General features: G+C 63.2%; 9 protein-coding genes and 1 pseudogene. 3 read left to right on the top strand and 7 right to left on the bottom strand.

Annotation, left to right across the window (positions count from 1 at the left end; translation table 11 throughout):
* Positions 1 to 33 precede the first annotated feature (33 nt).
* From ACOZHM_RS10985 to ACOZHM_RS10955, 7 genes and pseudogenes are all read right to left on the bottom strand, one after another.
* Positions 34 to 2,704: pseudogene (locus tag ACOZHM_RS10985) on the bottom strand (RHS repeat-associated core domain-containing protein); the annotation flags it as partial.
* Between the two features lie 958 nt (positions 2,705 to 3,662).
* A complete protein-coding gene (locus ACOZHM_RS10980; RefSeq protein WP_421569286.1) occupies positions 3,663 to 8,291 on the bottom strand; it encodes an RHS repeat-associated core domain-containing protein in 4,629 nt (1,542 codons plus the stop codon).
* A gap of 450 nt (positions 8,292 to 8,741) precedes the next feature.
* Positions 8,742 to 9,242 (bottom strand): hypothetical protein, encoded by a 501-nt coding sequence (locus ACOZHM_RS10975; RefSeq protein WP_421569285.1) that lies wholly within the window; start codon positions 9,240 to 9,242, stop codon positions 8,742 to 8,744.
* A gap of 571 nt (positions 9,243 to 9,813) precedes the next feature.
* Complete coding sequence (locus tag ACOZHM_RS10970; protein ID WP_421569284.1) at positions 9,814 to 10,467, bottom strand: LuxR C-terminal-related transcriptional regulator; 654 nt, start codon at positions 10,465 to 10,467, stop codon at positions 9,814 to 9,816.
* 57 nt (positions 10,468 to 10,524) lie between these two features.
* Positions 10,525 to 11,583, bottom strand: a complete 1,059-nt coding sequence (locus tag ACOZHM_RS10965; RefSeq protein WP_421569283.1) for an ABC transporter substrate-binding protein — start codon at positions 11,581 to 11,583, stop codon at positions 10,525 to 10,527.
* Entirely contained in the window at positions 11,580 to 12,965 is a 1,386-nt protein-coding gene (locus tag ACOZHM_RS10960; protein ID WP_421569282.1) for a sensor histidine kinase N-terminal domain-containing protein, read from the bottom strand. Before ACOZHM_RS10960 ends, ACOZHM_RS10965 begins: the two co-directional genes overlap by 4 nt.
* A complete protein-coding gene (locus tag ACOZHM_RS10955) occupies positions 12,952 to 13,641 on the bottom strand; it encodes a response regulator (protein ID WP_421569281.1) in 690 nt (229 codons plus the stop codon). The genes ACOZHM_RS10960 and ACOZHM_RS10955 overlap by 14 nt, the downstream gene beginning before the upstream one ends.
* Before the next feature lie 217 nt (positions 13,642 to 13,858).
* On the opposite strand from ACOZHM_RS10955, the gene ACOZHM_RS10950 reads away from it, so the two are divergent.
* From ACOZHM_RS10950 to phbB, 3 genes are read left to right on the top strand one after another with little or no spacing between them, the layout of a single operon-like run.
* Positions 13,859 to 15,040 (top strand): OprO/OprP family phosphate-selective porin, encoded by a 1,182-nt coding sequence (locus tag ACOZHM_RS10950; protein ID WP_421569280.1) that lies wholly within the window; start codon positions 13,859 to 13,861, stop codon positions 15,038 to 15,040.
* Positions 15,041 to 15,073: 33 nt separating this feature from the next.
* On the top strand, positions 15,074 to 16,399 hold the full coding sequence (locus tag ACOZHM_RS10945; RefSeq protein ID WP_421569398.1) for a CitMHS family transporter: 1,326 nt from the start codon (positions 15,074 to 15,076) through the stop codon (positions 16,397 to 16,399).
* Positions 16,400 to 16,415: 16 nt separating this feature from the next.
* Positions 16,416 to 17,156 (top strand): acetoacetyl-CoA reductase, encoded by a 741-nt coding sequence (gene phbB, locus ACOZHM_RS10940; RefSeq protein WP_421569279.1) that lies wholly within the window; start codon positions 16,416 to 16,418, stop codon positions 17,154 to 17,156.
* Positions 17,157 to 17,330 lie beyond the last annotated feature (174 nt).

Genomic DNA, 17,330 nt, shown 5'->3' with positions numbered 1-17,330 from the left:
CACTTCGTTTGTCTCACATGCCGTATATGCTTTTAGGCCAAGACGATCAATCAAACTCTCAGGGCGACCATTTGCATAGCCATAGGTGCTAAGCCCTGCTACCAGCCCAATCGGGTCACTCTGAGAGTACCGCCCCACTGCCGGATCATAGTCGCGCTGGTAGTTGTAGAACATCCCACTCGCATCCGTCGCCTGCTGCCCCGGGAAGCGCAGCGCCAACTCAAACTCTACCCCATCGCCATCAGGGTCCCCGGTCGGCGCCTGATTGCCGAACACTTCACTCTTGTTGCTCCACTCCCAGATCGCAACGTCCCGAACCGGATCGATTGCCACACGTGGGGTGCCCAAGTGATCGGGCTGGATGTAGGCCAGCTCCGGTACGCCGGTCGCTGCAACACTGAGCAGCGCAACTGGGTAGCTATCCAGCCAGATCGCCTGCTGCACCGGTGACCCGCTGGCGCTGTAGTTGCCCAGCCACTGGCCCGCTTCGTCGTACAGCGTGACCTGCGCGCTGCCCGCCGTCGGCGTGCGAAGTACCCGCTCGCCACGGTGGTTGTACGTGTACGCCTCCAACACCGCACCGGCCTGCTTCACCTGGCTCATGCGGTTGGCATCGTTGTAGACGTACTCCTTGCCGCCAATGCTGACGGTATTGCCTGCCGCATCGTGGTTGCGCGCCTCACCGTCTACCGCCAGCAGGCGATGGCTGTCAGCCGGGTAGGTGTAGCTTGCGGTACCGCTGGCGGTGGTCAGCGACGTCCGGTTGCCGGTGGCGTCGTAGCCGTAGGTCTCGATCGGCGTACTGGTGGCGCCATCCTGGGTCTGGGTCAGGCGGCCCAGTGTGTCGTAGGCATATCTGGCCTGCAGGGTGGAGCCCGTGCCGTTCTTCAGCTCGGTGATGCTGCCCACCGGGTCGTAGCCGAAGCCCAGCGACAGGCCGCCGGCGGCGGGATCATGCACCGCCTGCGGGCGGTAGTCGGTGTCCACCGGGCGCTGCAGCTGCCGGCCATTGCCGTACGTCCAGCCGGTTGCCGGGCCGAAGGGTGCATGGGTGACGTTGCTCACCACCAGCTGGCGCGTCTGCCCCGGGCGGGTCAGGCCGACCTGGCTGATGCGGCCAAGGCTGTCACGCACGTAGTCGGCGATGCTGCCATCGGGATAGGTCAGCTGGGCAAGACGTCCACCCGGGGTGTAGGCGTAACGCAGGGTATTGCTCACGCCGTTGACGGTCTGCACCTTGCGGGTGATCTGCCCGAAGCGGTCGTAGCAGTAAGCCGTGCTGCCGCCTGCGTGCAGCACCTGCGCCAGGCGGCCTTTGGCGAAGCGCTCGCTCGCTGCGCATGCGGCCGGGGCCGTGTCGTAGGTGTAGCCGATGCCTAGATTCGGGTCCGGATAGGCGACGCCGGTCAGGCGGTTGAGCGCGTCGTAGTAGTAGGTGGCCGTGACGCCGCGTGCATCGGTGCGGGTCTTGCGGTTGCCCGCCGCATCCACGGTGAAGCCGGTGCCGCCACTGTCCGGGCTGGCCTGCCCGGTGAGGTCGCCGAAGCCGTTGTAGGCATAGCTGGTGTGCAGACCCTTGGGGTCGGTGACCTGGGTGACCTGGTCCAGCGCGTTGTAGCTGGATTTAATCTCGGCCGCGATGCCACCTACGTCCTGCAGGATGCGCGCGAGACGATTCAGCGGGTCGTGCTGCTGGGTGGTCACCCGCTGCAAGGCGTCGGTCACGCTGGCGGGGTTGCCCCCTGCGTCGTAGGTGAACGCGGTGGCGTGATTGCCGGCGTCCTTCAACGTGGTCAGCTGGCCCAGCGTGTTGTAGATGCGGGCCAGGGTGCGGCGCAGCGTACCGCCGGCGTCTACCGTATCTTCGTTGAGACGGTTGCCGGCGTTGTCGAGCGTGTAGTGGACCGTATTGCCCGCGTTGTCGGCAATGTCGGTGAGGCGCTGGGCCGCGTCGTAGATGTAGGTGACCGTGCTGCCGTCGGGCTCGGTGACTTCCTGCACCTGCCCTGTGGGCCAGTAGCTGATCTGGGTGGTGCGGTTGCTTGCCGGCGTGTCGCCACGCACGCTGACCGAGGTGGGCCAGCCGCGCGGGTGGTAGGTGTAGTCGGTGATGACCCCGTTGCTGTCCACTACCGACAGCGGGCGGCCCACGGTGTCGTAGGCTAGCGTCTGCACGGTCTGGGCCAACGCGTTGCTCACGCTGAGCAGATCGCCCTTGCGGAAGTTGCAGGTGCCTGTGCTGCCAGTCGCGCACCCGGCATCGTCGGCGGCGTAGTAGCTGTAGGTCACCACGTCGCTCACGTCGGTGCGCGGGCCGTCCACCTGCTTGAGCAGGCCCAGCACCGGGCACAGCCACATCGGCCGCCTCGCAGTAGCTCAGCGTGGTGGTGCGCACCTGGTTGGTGGTGGTGTCGCGTACGGCGATGGTGGCCGGCTGCAGGCGTGCGTTGCGGGTAATGTGCGTTTCTCGGTTGCCAACGCGGCTGAGCGCCACACGGTTGCTGGCCACGACGGTCTGGGTTTCGATGACGCGCTGTTCGGGCAGGCCGACTGCCTCGGTGGCAGTCTGCACGCTCACCGGTTGCCCGCTCACCGTGTCGGTACCGGTGCCATACACGTACTTGGTCTGGATGCCACGGCGGTCGGTGACGGTGTTGAGGCGGCGACGGAAGTCCTGCGCGGCCGGGTAGTAGGTGCGGCCGAGCTGGCGATAAACCAAGCATTACAACAGAGTAGCTCTCATCGCTTGTTACGTAGGATAGGTAGTGCAGTCCTTTCTCAGCATCCAGGTCCACAGCGATGTTGCGGGCGTCGCCTGGAACCGACGTCCCCGCAACTACTGAATAGTCGTTTGACTGCTGCATCTCGCTCAGCGACTCGTAATTCCGGCCTCTTCCCTCACAAGCGGCAAGGCAGATGAGCGCCGCCAGAATTGGCACGCACGATTTAGAGATCATTCAACCACCTAGTCCGAAATCCACTTCTTCAGAATCGCGCGCGGTGTCTGCGGGACGAGCTATTCATCGCGGCGGAGACCTCCCAACCCTTCGCCGCGCCATACAGATCGAGAGCTGTATCACCACCTTCTGGTCGGTCCGGATGATGCAAGTAGAGCCTATCCAACAACGCTAAAGAAGATTACGGCGCGGTGAGGAATGGTCTTTTGATCCCTCCCTGCGATTCCAGCAATACCCACAACTTATGGCGTACCCCTATACGGACCGAGAGGGACTGCTGGAGTAGATCCACAGCGCAGAAGCAGAGTTGCACAATCAGCAGGGTAGACAGGAACATCCATGCGCCCCACTGGTCTCACACCCCGCTCAACCCCGCTACCATCCGCAGCCGTGAGGTATGACCTTCGATGAGCGCGCCTCAGTGACACTCATGTGATCGAGATGTCGAAGGTCTTACCGCCGCTATGCCGTCCCTTACGTAGCCAACACGTCCGTGATAGCAGACTTTCAACACATAGTTTGTCTTGTCTGGATAGATGAAACCAAGAATTGGAAGTGCGGTCTCTGAGGATCCAATAACACGCCCGGCATCGACATCATCATAGATAAGCATGGCAGACTGAGGCACCACCTCTTTGCTAGGCGGCTGGCACCCAGCTGCACTGGCAGCAGCGGCCATTGCAATAATATTGATGAGCATTGACCTCATTCTACGCTCCTCTTATGCACTTCAGAAGTGTCGAACATCCACCACATAAAGTGGTTGAGTGACTCAGGAAGAATCAAATTGTAGGGCGGCATGCGAAGTCCGTTCTCACGCAGACACTCTTGTATAGGCGTGGCGCAGTTGTTGGTCAATGCAGAGTAGCTTTCCCTTGGGCGGCTCAGGCACGCCGCCACACTGCGCTCCACCTCTGGACGCAGATTTAGCGTGTGCTTTATTCCGCTCCTAAGCTCCAGTTGCTTCGATACGTAGTCATTGGAAATATAGTTTCCTCCCGGCCCGAATGAATAGTCCGTGCCAAGTGACGTTGCGGACACATGACCAAAGGAAGAGTGCAACTTTCCATAGCTTGGCACTCCGCCCTCATACGGAAGCGGCATCCAGACCCATACGTCGATGAGACCGCTGGGGTCGAACTTTGTAGTTGGCCTCCCCGAGGCGTAAGCATAGCCGCTTATGCCGCCTGCGAGCCCAATCGGATCACGTTGCGAGTATCGCCCTACAGACGGCTCATAGTCCCGCTGATAGTTGTAGTACATCCCACTTGCATCCGTAGCCTGCTGCCCTGGAAACCTAAGAGCGAGCTCGAACTTTACGCCATCGCGATCCGGATCTGTGTTCGGCATCTGATTTCCAAATGCTTCGCTCGCCATGCTCCATTCCCAGATCGGAACACCACGAGCCGGATCGATCACAACACGGGGAGTCCCCAGATGATCAGGCTCAACTCGGGCAATCTCCGGAACACCCGGCGATGGGCTGCTAATGACTGCCACTGGGTAGTCCCCCATCCAAATGACCTGCTGGAGCGGCTGACCTGTCGCGCTGTAGCTCCCCAACCACCGCCCGGACTCATCGTACATCGAGGTCTCCGCAGCTTTGCCCACAGGCATACGCAGCACCCGCTCGCCAAGGTGGTTGTACGCATACGACTCCGCTGGCATGCCGCCATAAGAGACGTTGCTCATGCGGTTGGCGTCGCTGTAAGAGAATTGGCGACCGCCAATGCTGAGGGTGTTGCCCGCTGCATCGTACTGACGCTCCTCGCCCGCCACCGACTTCAGGCGATGGCTGCTTCTCTCATACTGATAAAGGTCGGTGCCGGCAGCAGTGGTCAACGATGTCCGATTGCCGGTAAGGTCATACGTGTAGCTCTCAATCGGCACATTGGTCTGGCCGTCCTTGGTACGAACAAGGCGCCCCAAACTGTCGTAGTCATATTTGGTCAGAGCATTCTCGCCGTCGCCGCTCTTCACTTCGACGATTGCGCCCACGGGATCGTAGGTAAACGCCAACGAAAGACCGCCGAAAGAAGGCGACGTCAGCTTCTTGGGACGATAGTTCTGATCCAAAGAGCGACTGAATGTGCCGTCCAGCCCAAAGCTCCCGTAGCCCCAGCTTGTGATAGCCCCCATTGATGCGTAGCCCACACTACCAACCACGACCTGACGCGGCTGGCCCGGGCGAGTCACGCCGACCGAAGAAATGCCAGCCTGGCTCCATGCATAATCAACCTCGCTACCGTCCGGGTACGTCATCCTTTCGAGCCGACCACCCCAGGTGTACGCATACCGCACGGTACTGGAAACACCGTCAATCGTTTGCACCTTACGGGTGATTTGACCGTAGCCATCTCGGCAGTACTCCGTGCTCCCGTGCGCATGGCGGACACTGCTCAAGTATCCCGTCGCAGTACGTTCGGTACTGGTGCAAACCGGCGGAGCAACATCATAAGAGTAGCCCACATCCATGCTGGGATCCGGATACGCGATGCGTGTCAGCCGATTCAGTGCGTCATAGTAGTACGTACTGGTAACGCCTCGCGCGTCGGTTCGCGTCTTCAGGTTGCCGGCAGCATCGACAGTGAAGGTTGTGTTTCCACTGTCCGGACTGACTTCTTTGATGACATCCCCAAAACCATTGTATGCGTAACCAGTAGCCAGCCCTTTGGGGTCAGCTATGTAGTCAATCTCGTCGTAGACGTTGTAGCCGAATTCGATCAGAGCACCAACGCCGTCCGCATCCTGGGTGGTCCGTACACGGCGATTGAGTGAGTCGTACTCGTGCAGGGCTACTCGACCGCGTGCATCTGTAGCACTCGAAAGATTGCCATTCACATCGTACTTGAACGAAGTCCCATTACCCTCCGCATCCATGATCGCTGTCAATTGACCCAGCGAGTCATAGGTGCGGCTCAGTGAGTACTCCGAGGGAACCTCATCGCGAATGCGGTTACCCGCATCATCCAGCACAAACTGAAGTGTACGACCGGCCTCACGATAGCCGCTCAGACGCTGGGCAGAATCGTAAAAGTAGTCACTGAAGCCAATACCAGCACGGTACTGGCGCTTCAGCTTTCCTGTGGGGTAGTAGAGCATCTGGGATACATCACGCGATGGCGTTGCGACCCCAATGTTCTGCGCCAGCGTCACCAAGCCACGCGCGTTGTATCCGTACGAAGACTTCGAGCCATTCGCGTTCTTGACCGACAATGGGCGCCCGGCGCGGTCATACTGAAGAATCTCAACCGAGTGCCCTAGCGCATTTGTAACGCTCTTGAGATCACCCTTCAGGTACCAGCACGTACCCAGATCATCTGGGTTGAAGCAGCTTGCTGGGGCGTTGTAGTAGCGGAACGTGACCACGTCACTCACATCAGTTCGAGGCCCGTCGATCTGCTTGAGCAGGCCAAGTACGGGGCAGTCTCCGCCCGCGGCAACGTCTGCAGCCTCGCAGTACGCATAGGAAGTAGCGCGCTTCGCACCGTTTGACATGTCAACTGCCGTGACACTGATAGGCTGAAAGCGTGCATTGCGGACTATTCGAGTATCTCGCATTCCCGCAGTGACACGCACAAGGCGATTACTTACAACATCTCTGGAGATGAAGGTATAGCGCTGCTCGCGCTCGCCCATCGATTCTTCGACGTACCTCACGCGAAGTTCCCGGCCACCGGCATCCTCGTCGACACCCATCGCCGCGCCGTAGTTTGTAATGACACCCTTTCGGTCAACGCGCTGCGTCAATGGACGATAAAAGTCGGGTGACCCCTCATAGTAGTAACGACTCTCTGCACCCTCATGGTCCGATACGGTGGTGACCTTTCGCGGGTATCCAGACTCGGCCGCTCGTGACAAGCCATATGTAGTTTCCCTTCCAAGCGCATCCTTGACCGTCGTTCCTTCAGGGCCGTAGGAGAGCCTTACGCCATCAACGCCGACATCTGCCGAGCCGCAATCTGGCGAATGACGGCTGCACACGACCCGGCCCTGCTCGTCGTAGCCAAACCAACTGTAGCGACTACCGTCCTCGACGGTTACGCCGGTCAGGTAGCGCGGGAACCTTGGGTCTTCGTAGTGATAGCTTCGACGATTCCCATCGCCATCGTTCATGGCCATGACCTGGCCATCTTCAGTGTATTCGTAGCTCGCAACGCGCGTTCCGTTCAGGGACAGCGAACTGATCAAATGACTGTCTGATGCAGCTTCATACTGAAACGAAAGGGATCGCCCCGTATGGTGCGTGATTGATAGCAGGCGGCCTTGGGTATCGTACAGATAGGCGAGCTGCCCCCCATCCTCACCTACACGGGACTGAATCTGCCCATTCGCGTTGAATGTAAGCACCTCCGTCTCACGGGAGAGCCGCCAACCCGTACCGCTTCGGACAAGCCGATCTCCACTTTCGTCCATGGCTTCGTACCCACCCATCACAGAGTAGAAGGCCAAGTGGGTGCCGTCTGCCTCGATCAATCCCATCGAGTTGTTGCCGATGGCGAGGCGAATGTTGTGCGAGTGCGTCCAGTTGGAACCAAATCCACCGCCCGGCGTTGATGTCATGGACTGGAAGTAGCGAGTGAACCGGAGCCAGCTGTACTCAAGGTCCAGCTCGGGTTGCGACTTATTGCCCGTAGTTGGCTCGCATGGATTTCCCACCAAGCACTGATTGGTGATGGGACTGGTGGTGTAGATCATCACCGTACTTGCGAGCGACTCGTAGTACGGATTTAGGTCACAGGCTTGGATATCTTGGCGCCATGCCATCATGCCTGGATTGGGGCATCGAACGTCACGCACTTGGTAAACGTTGGAATTTGCGCCGTAGCCCACGCAGTTTCCGTTGGCAATGAAGTACTGTAGCGTGCGGTGCGAGGCTGATATCAACGAAGCACTCCCATCGGGGCCAGTTGAATCAACCCTCCACTCTCCGGGGGTGATCTGGGTTGCAGGGCAGCCGGCTGCAGATGCGTATCGATCCCTGATCGCCTGCAACATGGCTTCTTCGCTGTCGTAGTCGTGATTTACGAAGCGGTATTTCCACTCGGTTTTGATGAGCTCCATCGGTCTCATACGATAGAAGTATGTGACCTCCTGACTGCTCATCTTTGTGTCAGCAACGTGCCATTTGAATGGCTCGTCCTGCTCGGAGCCCGTGCCGACCACAGCCTCGATGGCCTGCTGCGCCTGTTGTTCTGTTCGGAATGGCTGGTCAATGCCGCCAACCTTCCATACCTTGGTGACCTCTTCGGCATATGCAACCGAGGTCACGGAGAGTGATACAAGCAGAGCGACCGCATAGCGATGCAGTGTCGAAGGCGCAGAACGCAACATCTCGATACTCCTATCCTGGAGAGGAACTAGTCCATTGATGGTGTCTTTCTGCCCAACTGCCGCATCCAGCTATCTGGAATTACGCAGGCAGGCAATTGGGAATGTGTATGAACGACGAGCGAGCTCCGGTCAAGACATGCAGGCTGAATTTCCTCAAACTTGCATGCGACAAATTGTCCGAGGCGGGATATTTTCACGCTATGGCGGGCAGTTCCACAGCGCTTTCATTTCAACTTCGCATACATAGCTGAGAGATAGAAATTCGCCTGAGTCGACGCTTTCAGCCACTTTTGCGCAACCCTGCATTGACATCTTCAAGCGGCCGCCCAATGCAGGCCACGCCCGCAATCCCCACGCTTGCGCAGTGGCAAGTCGGTCGCGAAGAACAGCGGGCTAACAGTCAGCCCTACCGATGCCGTACGTGTTCCGTACGCGTGCTCTAGCAACGATCTACCGCCCTCTTATCGCCGCTGCGATGAGGGCGAGTCCTTCTTCCAGCACTTCACTTGCATTTTCGGCGTTCGCTGCTGACACCTCATCCGCCCCCAGCCCCGCGAACTCCGCAACCTCGCAGCGCGAGAAGTACACATCGTAGGTGTCGGATAAATCTGCACGGAAGATCTCACGGGTTCCCGAGAACGTTCGAGATAAATCCGTCAACAGATTCCAGATATCGATCATCAGTTCAGGATCGACGGCTGCGCGCTCACGAATGCAGCGCAGTGCACCATCCAGATCGAAATAGGATTCGCAGCCAACGCTTGCACCAGCATCGATGCGATATATCTCTTCAAGCAGACCAGAAAGGCTGTCGGCGCACAGAACGCCCTCCTCCGTCGCCCAGAAATAGGCCGGTCCGTCCGGGGCTTCCCATGCAAGCCATGTATCAGTCCGGTTGGCACGAACTCTGACGGGAAACACTTCTCGCTCGAGGGTTGACTTGCTGGTCACTGGAGGCCTCCGGCATTGGCTGGCTTCGAGCATTTCATGACGAAGGCCTGATTGCGTTTTTATAGCAAGGGTATTGGCGCGGGCAACGCAGAGCGGAGTGCTGAAGCGTGCTCGTAAGACGGACCGCTGGTCTGCTGACGATTGCGCCGTGGCGGGCGTCTCGGGGGAAGCAGCGGACTAACAGTCCGCTCTACCCCGTCGTGGCTATCGCCTGCGTTTTCTTTTACGGCGTTTGCGCGACCGGAGGCAAGAGCGTGTCTTCGGTTTGGGTCATGCCATTATCGCGATGATGGGCCATATCGGCAGTCGATTGGGATGCGACCCTACCGAGCGCGGGCGATCATTTGTTCGGGCGCCGCCGTGTCTGCGCATGCGACGGGTTTGTTCGGGGGTGGCCGTGTCTGCGCCTGCGACGGGTTTGTTGGCGGATGCCGTGCCGGCACATGCGACGGGCTTGTTCGGCCGACGCCGTGTCTGCACATGCGACGGGCTTGTTCGGGGGACGGCGTGCCTGCACATGCGCCGGGGTAGAGCGGACTGTTAGTCCGCTGCCGTTCGCATGGCGCTGCTTCTACGTCAGGTCTGCGCCTGCGTCGCCTTCCGGTTCCAGTGCCTTTACCAGTACGGCCGCCTGCGTTCGGCTGTGGCATTCCAGCTTTTTCAGGATGGCGGTGACGTGCACTTTGACGGTGTTTTCCGCCAGGCCCAGCTCGTAGGCGATCTGCTTGTTGAGCAGGCCGTCGGCCAGGCAGAGCAGTACGCGGAATTGCTGCGGGGTTAGCTGCGCCAGGCGGGCTGCCAGGAGGGCGTCGGATTCGGAGCGCTCCGGGGACATGGCCGGGAACCAGAGGCCGCCGTCGAGTACGGTCTGGACGGCCTGGCCGATGGCCTCGGCCGGGGCGGATTTGGGAATGAAGCCGGCGGCACCGAATTGCTGGGCGCGGCGGATGACGCGTGGGTGGTCGTTGGAGGAGACGATGACGACCGGGATGTCGGGGTGGGAGCCGCGTACGTGGAGCAATGAGGAGAAGCCGCGGGCGCCCGGCATGGTGAGGTCGAGCAGGACCAGTTCGATTTCCGGGGTCTGGTCGAGGGCCGTCTCCAGGGATTGGGCACTGGCTACTTCGATCACCTGTACTGCGGGGAGGGCCTGGCGCAGGGAATGTACGACGGCGGCGCGTAGCAGGGGGTGGTCGTCGGCTACGAGGATGGTGATTTCGCTCATGGCCGTATTGTAGGGGCAGTTTGGTGGGGTGTTGGGGCACCCACCCATGGGGTGGCTCTACGGGACGTTTTGCGGGGCCTGGTGTCTTGTGCTGCCCTTCCAGGCGTCCAGGAACTGGCGGCGCTTGAGGGCGTCCAGGTAGACGAGCAGGCCCGGGCCTAGTTGGATCGGGCGGTAGCTGCGGCCCGGGGCGCTGTCGCGTTGGGTCGGGAGGATCGAGCGTAGGCGGGCTTCGCGGGACAGGACCTGCTGGCCTCGCGATGACAACAGGTAGTCGAGGAAGCGGCGCGCCTCGGGTGCGTTGCGGGTGGTTCGCGGGATGATGGCGGTGCGCAGCACGACGAGGGTGTAGTCCTCCGGTTCGACGATGCCCAGCGGGGCGCCCGCGTCTATGCGCGCCTGTGCGTAGGAGCCCAGTACGTTGTAGACCAGCGATAGCTGGCCGCTGCTCACGCGGTCAAGCAGGACGCCGGTGCGCTCCTCCAGCTGCACCCGGTTGTCGCCCAGCGCGCCCAGCAGTGCGCCGGCCATGCTGCCGCGCTGGCCGTCCTGGGTGGCCAGCAGGTAGCCCACGCTGCTGCGTTCAACGTCGTAGGTGCCCACCTTGCCCGCCAGCGGTGCGTCCGGCGCGCGCAGCAGTTCCAGCAGTTGGCGGCGGGTGCGCGGCACGCGTGCGGCCGGCAGGGTATGGGTGTTGTAGACGATGGCCACCGGTTCGTAACTGATGCCGAAGGCCTCGTGGCGCCACTGCGCCCATGACGGCAATGCCTCGGTCTGCGCGGAGCGGTGGGCCAGTGCATACCCGTCGTTGACGAGCTTGGCCTGCAGGTCCATGCCGCTGCTGATCAGCATGTCCGGCCCGTTCGCGCCGCTGCGTTCGCGCAGGTAGCGCGCGTACATGTCCTGGGCGATCACATCCTCGTAGATGATCTCGGTACCCGGATGCAGGCGCTGGTAATCGGCGATGACGGTGGCGAACACTTCGATGTCGGTCGAGCCGTGGATGCGCAGCTGCGCCTGCACCGGCCCTTTGGCGGCGAAGCGCTGGGTCTGGCCGGGATCGGCGGCAACGTTGCCGGCGACGAGCAGCAGGAGCAGGGAAAGCAGGATCTTCATGCATGCAGCCTTGGCAGGCGGATGGTGGCGACCAAACCGCCGCCGGGCCGGTTGCTCAGGTCGATGTGACCGCCGTGGCTGTCCACCACGCGCTTGACGATGGCCAGGCCCAGCCCTGCCCCACCCGGCGCGGCATCCTCGCCGCGCGCGAAGCGCTCGAACACGCGCTCGGCGTCGCCCGGCGCAATGCCCGGGCCGTGGTCGGCGATGGTCACCACGCACTGCCGCGCATCCTCGGTGAGCGCGAGCTGCAGTACGCCATCGCCGCCGTACTTGAGGGCGTTGTCGATGAGGTTCTTGATCGCCTCGCGCAACAGCAGCCCATCGCCCTGCACCCACGCCGAGGCCACCCCCACCGCGAGCTGCACGCGCGGTGCGGGCAGTGCCTGCGGCAACGCTTCATGCAAGGCCTGGTGCAGGGTTTCCACCATGTCCACCGGCGCGAAGCGCTGCAGGTTGGAGCGGTGGATGACACTGGCATCGCTGAGCAGCTGGTTGAGCAGGCGGCTCATGTGGGTGGCATTGCGGTCGATGGCCACCAGGCTGCGGCGCATGTCTTCGGGGTCGTCATCGTCCAGCGCCAGCTGCGCCTGTGCACGCAGCGCCGCCAGCGGGGTGCGCATCTGGTGCGCGGCCTCGGCCATGAAGGCGCGCAGGGTCTCGTTGCTGCTCGAAAGACGCGCCATGAAGCGGTTCAACGCGGCCACCATCTGGTCCATCTCGCGCGGCACGCGTGCGTCCAGCGGGCTCAGGTCGGACGGCTCGCGCCGCGACAGCTCGCGCTCCACTTTCACCAGTGGGCGGAACGCGCGGTGCACGCCGAAGGCCACCAGCGCCAGCGACAGCAGCGAGAGCACGCCGATGGCCAGCAGGGCGCGATTGACGATGTCCTGCGCCACCGCCTCGCGCGCGCGGCGGGTCTGGCCGACCTGCACGCGGATGTCGGCCTGCGCCGACGGCGAGGACACGCGCCGCGACACCACCACGAAGCGCACGGTCTCGCCGCTGTAAGGCGCGTCGAACAGTTGCGGCTGGTCGCTGGGTGCGCGCGGCGGTGCGGGCAGGTCGCCATAGCCGGTGACGGTCTGGCCGCGCGCGTCGAACACGCGGTAGAACACGCGGTCTTCCGGCGCCATCGCCAACAGGTCGAGCGATGCATACGGCAGGTCCACCTGCCACTGCGCATCCACCAAGGCCACCGAATCGATGATCGACAGCGCCGAGGACACCAGCAGGTGATCGTAGGAGCGGTTGGCGGCACGCTGGCCGTAATCGCGTGCGCCAAACAGCAAGGCCACCGCAAATACCGCCAGTAGCGCGCCCAGGTACAGGGTGAGGGTGCGCCGCAGCGAGCTGGGCGCGCGGGGCTCAGCCTTCGGCATGGGCGGCGCCGTCGATGGCCTCTAGCAGGTAACCGCTGCCGCGCACGGTAACGATGCGCAGCGGCGCGTCGGCCAGCTTGCGGCGCAGGCGGCCCACATACAGTTCGATGGCATTCGGGCCGGCCTCGTCGTCGAAGCCGAACAGCCCGTTGCCGATCTCGTCCTTGCCCACTACATGGCCCAGCCGCCCCATCAGGATTTCCAGCAGGCGGTATTCGCGGTTCGGCAGCTCGATCGGCTGGCCGTCCAGGCTGACCCGGTGCGAGGCGTTGTCGAACTGGAAGCCGCCGATCTGCACCACTTCGCTGGCCTGGCCGCGCGTGCGCCGCAGCAGCACGCGGCAGCGCGCCTCGAATTCGCGGAAGTCGAAGGGTTTGCCCAGGTAATCATCTGCCCCCACGTCCAGCGCCTGCACGCGGTCTTCGATGCCGTCGCGGGCGGTGAGCATCAGCACCGGGGTGGCATCGCCGCGCTCGCGCATGCCGGCCAGTACGCGCAGGCCGTCCAGTTTGGGCAGGCCGATATCCAGCACCACCAGGTCGAAGCTCTGGTAGCGCAGCACGCTGGCGGCGGCCAGGCCGTCGTTCTGCCAATCCACCGCGTGGCCACTGCGGCGCATGCGGCGGACGATGGCGTCGGCCAGGTCCGGGTTGTCTTCGACCAGCAGGATGCGCATGGGGCGGATATCGGAAACGGTGCGGGAATCCTAGCGCGAGCGGGGTGTTCCGTGGGTTGCGCTGCGCTGCAGCAGACGCCGACAGGTGGATGACAGCTTCCCCGCTCTAGGCTGCGCCATCGCGTCGCACCCCGGTGCCGATGCGTCCACCGACAACCTGCGGGCTGGCGGGGCCACCGTGCCCTGCCCTCCCACTGCCATGTACCTGGGAGGGTTCATGCACTTCGATCTCCTGCGTCGCCGCGGGCTGGCCGCCTGCGCCCTGCTGTTGCCCGTCGCCCCGCTCTGGGCCGCCGACGATGCCGATGCCGACCGCCCGGTCACCGCCACCGTGGGCGGCCGCCTGCACTTGGATTTCGCCGATTTCGACAACGATTCGCGCGGCACGCCGAACAAGGACGATACCGAGATCCGCCGCGCCTGGGTGGATGTGTCGGGCAAGTTCTTCGTGGTGGACTACAAGCTGGAGGCCGATTTTTCGGGCGACCGCGTGGAGGCCAAGGACGTCTACGTCAGCCGTGATTTCGGCGGCGGCAAGCTCAGCGTGGGCCAGTTCAAGCAGTTCTTCTCGCTGGATGACCGCACCGGCTCCAACTACGGCAGCTTCCTGGAGCGCGGCAGCGCGGGCACCACGCTGGCGCCGCTGTACCGGCTGGGTGCGTCGTGGCAGACGGTCAAGGGCGACACGACCTGGGCGGCCAGCGCCTACAGCCTGGAAAGCATCGACGCCTGGCAGGTGAAGGGCCGCGCGGCCGGTGGGCGTGCCACCTGGGCACCGGGCGCCACGGCCGGCGACGTGCTGCACCTGGGCCTGTCGCTGGCGCACGAGCGCTACGACCACCCCGGCGCCGACGGCGCGCCGGGCCTGAAGATCCGGCCGCGCCCGGCCGGGCATCTGTCCGACAACAGCCGCCTGACCCTGGCCGACTTCTCGGCCGGCCGCGACACCGACGTCAACAAGTGGTCGCTGGAATACGCGCAGGTGCGCGGGCCGCTGTCGTGGCAGGGCGAGTTCAGCGGTGCCACGTTCGACGACGGCAGCCAGCGCGCTACGGTGCTGGCCGGCTACGGCATGCTCAGCTGGTTCGTCACCGGCGAGTCGCGCGGCTACGACCGCAAGACCGGGCGCTTCGCGCGCATCAAGGACATCCGCCACAAAGCCGGTGCGTTCGAGCTGGCGCTGCGCTACGACCAGATGCGCGGCGACCAGCACCTGATCGGCCAGCCGGACCTGATCGACGCGCGCACCGAATCCTGGACGCTGGGCGGCAACTGGTACATGCGCCCGAACCTGCGTTTCATGCTCAACCTGATCGACAGCCGCAACCGCGACCACCTCGCGGCAGCCACCGTGGACCACACGCGCGCGGTCACCGGCCGCCTGCAGTTTGATTTCTAACCCCACCCCTACGTTGCAAGGAGTCCGCAGATGATGCTCAGCATCCTCGGCTTTGGCATGGTCATTACGTTCATGTACTTGATCATGAGCAAACGACTGTCGCCGCTGGTCGCCCTGATCACCATTCCCATCATCTTCGCGCTGGTCGGCGGCTTCGGCGCCGACATCGACGAGATGATGCTGGAAGGCATCAAGAAGATCGCGCCCACCGGCGTAATGCTGATGTTCGCCATCCTGTACTTCGGGGTGATGATCGATGCCGGCCTGTTCGACCCGCTGGTGCGCATCATCCTGCGCCTGGTGAAGGGCGACCCGATGAAGATCGTGCTCGGCACCGCCGCACTGGCGATGCTGATCTCGCTGGATGGCGACGGCTCGACCACGTACATGATCACGGTGTCGGCGATGCTGCCGCTGTACCAGCGGCTGGGCATGAACGCGTTGAACATGACCTGCGTGACCATCCTGGCCGGCGGCGTGATGAACCTGACCCCGTGGGGCGGCCCGACCGCGCGTGCGGCCACGGCACTGCACGTGGACCCGGCCGATGTGTTCGTGCCGCTGATTCCGTCGATGGTGCTGGCCTGCATCGCGGTGCTGGGACTGGCCTGGTACCTGGGCCTGAAGGAGCGCCGCCGGCTGGGCGTGGTGAAGCTCCCGAGCGGCGGCAGCTGGATGGACTCCAGCGTGTCCGACGACGGCGCGCTGCCGACGGTGGAAGATGCCGAAGACATCAAGCGGCCGAAGCTGCTGTGGGTGAACCTGGCGCTGACGCTGGCGCTGATGACGGCCCTGGTGCTGGGCGTGCTGCCGATGCCGGTGCTGTTCATGGTGGGCTTCGCGATCGCGCTGGTGATCAACTACCCGAACCTGGCCGAGCAGCGCCGCCGCGTGGTGAACCATGCCGGCAACGTGCTTTCGGTGGTGTCGCTGATCTTCGCCGCGGGCATCTTCACCGGCATCCTCAACAACACCGGCATGGTGGAGGCGATGTCGCGCAGCTTCCTGGCGATCATTCCCGATGCCTGGGGTCCGTACCTGGCGGTGATCACGGCGCTGGCGTCGATGCCGTTCACCTTCTTCATGTCCAACGACGCGTTCTACTTCGGCGTGCTGCCGATCCTGTCCGAGGCCGCCGGCAACTACGGCATCACTCCGGTGGAGATGGCGCGCGCCTCACTGGCCGGGCAGCCGGTGCACCTGCTCAGCCCGCTGGTGCCGTCCACGTACCTGCTGGTGGGGTTGGCGAAGGTGGAATTCGCCGACCACCAGAAGTTCACGCTGAAGTGGGCGGTGCTGATTTCGCTGGTGCTGATGGCCGGCGGCCTGCTGTTCTCGCTGTATCCCTTCGCTGCCTGACCCCGGAGAATCCGAGATGACCCTTCGTATCGCATACGTCACCAGCGGCATGGGCAGCGTGGGCACCGCCATCTGCCAGAAGCTGGCCCGCAACGGTCACACGGTGGTGGCCGGCTGTGCACCGAACTCGCCGCGCAAGGCCGGCTGGCTGCGCGAGCAGCGTGAGCTGGGCTTCGACTTCATCGCCTCGGAAGGCAACGCGGCCGACTGGCAGTCCACGGTGGCGGCCTTCACCAAGGTCAAGGCCGAGGTGGGCGAGATCGACGTGCTGGTCAACAACGCCGGCGGCAGTCGCGACGTGCTGTTCCGGCAGATGAGCCAGGACGACTGGAACGCGGTGATGGGCTCGAACCTGCATGCGCTGTTCAACATCACCAAGCAGGTGATCGACGGCATGGCCGCACGCGGCTGGGGCCGCATCGTCAATATCGGCTCGGTCAGCGCGCACAAGGGCCAGATCGGCCAGGTCAACTTCGCCACCGCCAAGGCGGCGATGCACGGCTTCAGCCGTGCGCTGGCCAATGAAGTTGCCACGCGCGGAGTAACGGTGAATACCATCTCGCCCGGTTACATCGCGAGCCAGTCGATCAGCAGCTTCCCGCCGGATGTGTTGGATCGCCTGGCCGGTTCGGTACCCATCCGCCGGCTGGGCAAGCCCGAAGAGGTGGCCAGCCTGTGCGCGTGGCTGGCGTCGGACGATGCGGCGTATGTGACCGGCGCGGATTACGCGGTGAACGGCGGGTTGCATATGTTTTGATGCCATGCCCGCCGCGACGGCGGGCATGGCATCGGTAGCGGCCCCCCCGGGGGGGGGGGGGGGGGGGGGTTGGGCCGCGTACCCCCCCCCACCCCCAGGGCCACCCGGCCCCCCCTGGTGGCTGAAACCCCCCCCCCACGGGGGGGCGTACCCCCCGGGGGCGCGCCCCCAAAA

The organism is Stenotrophomonas sp. PD6, from assembly GCF_049199305.1.
In the GTDB taxonomy this organism is placed as follows: domain Bacteria; phylum Pseudomonadota; class Gammaproteobacteria; order Xanthomonadales; family Xanthomonadaceae; genus Stenotrophomonas.
The sequence above is the reverse complement of the archived record's forward strand: the minus strand, read 5'-3'. Positions and strand labels throughout refer to the sequence as shown.

What these genes read in the sequence shown, in the direction of transcription:
- ACOZHM_RS10970 (WP_421569284.1), bottom strand. Translation starts at nt 10,467, where the DNA reads ATGAGCGAAATCACCATCCTCGTAGCCGACGACCACCCCCTGCTACGC.
- phbB (WP_421569279.1), top strand. Translation starts at nt 16,416, where the DNA reads ATGACCCTTCGTATCGCATACGTCACCAGCGGCATGGGCAGCGTGGGC.
- ACOZHM_RS10965 (WP_421569283.1), bottom strand. Translation starts at nt 11,583, where the DNA reads ATGAAGATCCTGCTTTCCCTGCTCCTGCTGCTCGTCGCCGGCAACGTT.
- ACOZHM_RS10950 (WP_421569280.1), top strand. Translation starts at nt 13,859, where the DNA reads ATGCACTTCGATCTCCTGCGTCGCCGCGGGCTGGCCGCCTGCGCCCTG.
- ACOZHM_RS10955 (WP_421569281.1), bottom strand. Translation starts at nt 13,641, where the DNA reads ATGCGCATCCTGCTGGTCGAAGACAACCCGGACCTGGCCGACGCCATC.
- ACOZHM_RS10960 (WP_421569282.1), bottom strand. Translation starts at nt 12,965, where the DNA reads ATGCCGAAGGCTGAGCCCCGCGCGCCCAGCTCGCTGCGGCGCACCCTC.
- ACOZHM_RS10945 (WP_421569398.1), top strand. Translation starts at nt 15,074, where the DNA reads ATGCTCAGCATCCTCGGCTTTGGCATGGTCATTACGTTCATGTACTTG.
- ACOZHM_RS10980 (WP_421569286.1), bottom strand. Translation starts at nt 8,291, where the DNA reads ATGTTGCGTTCTGCGCCTTCGACACTGCATCGCTATGCGGTCGCTCTG.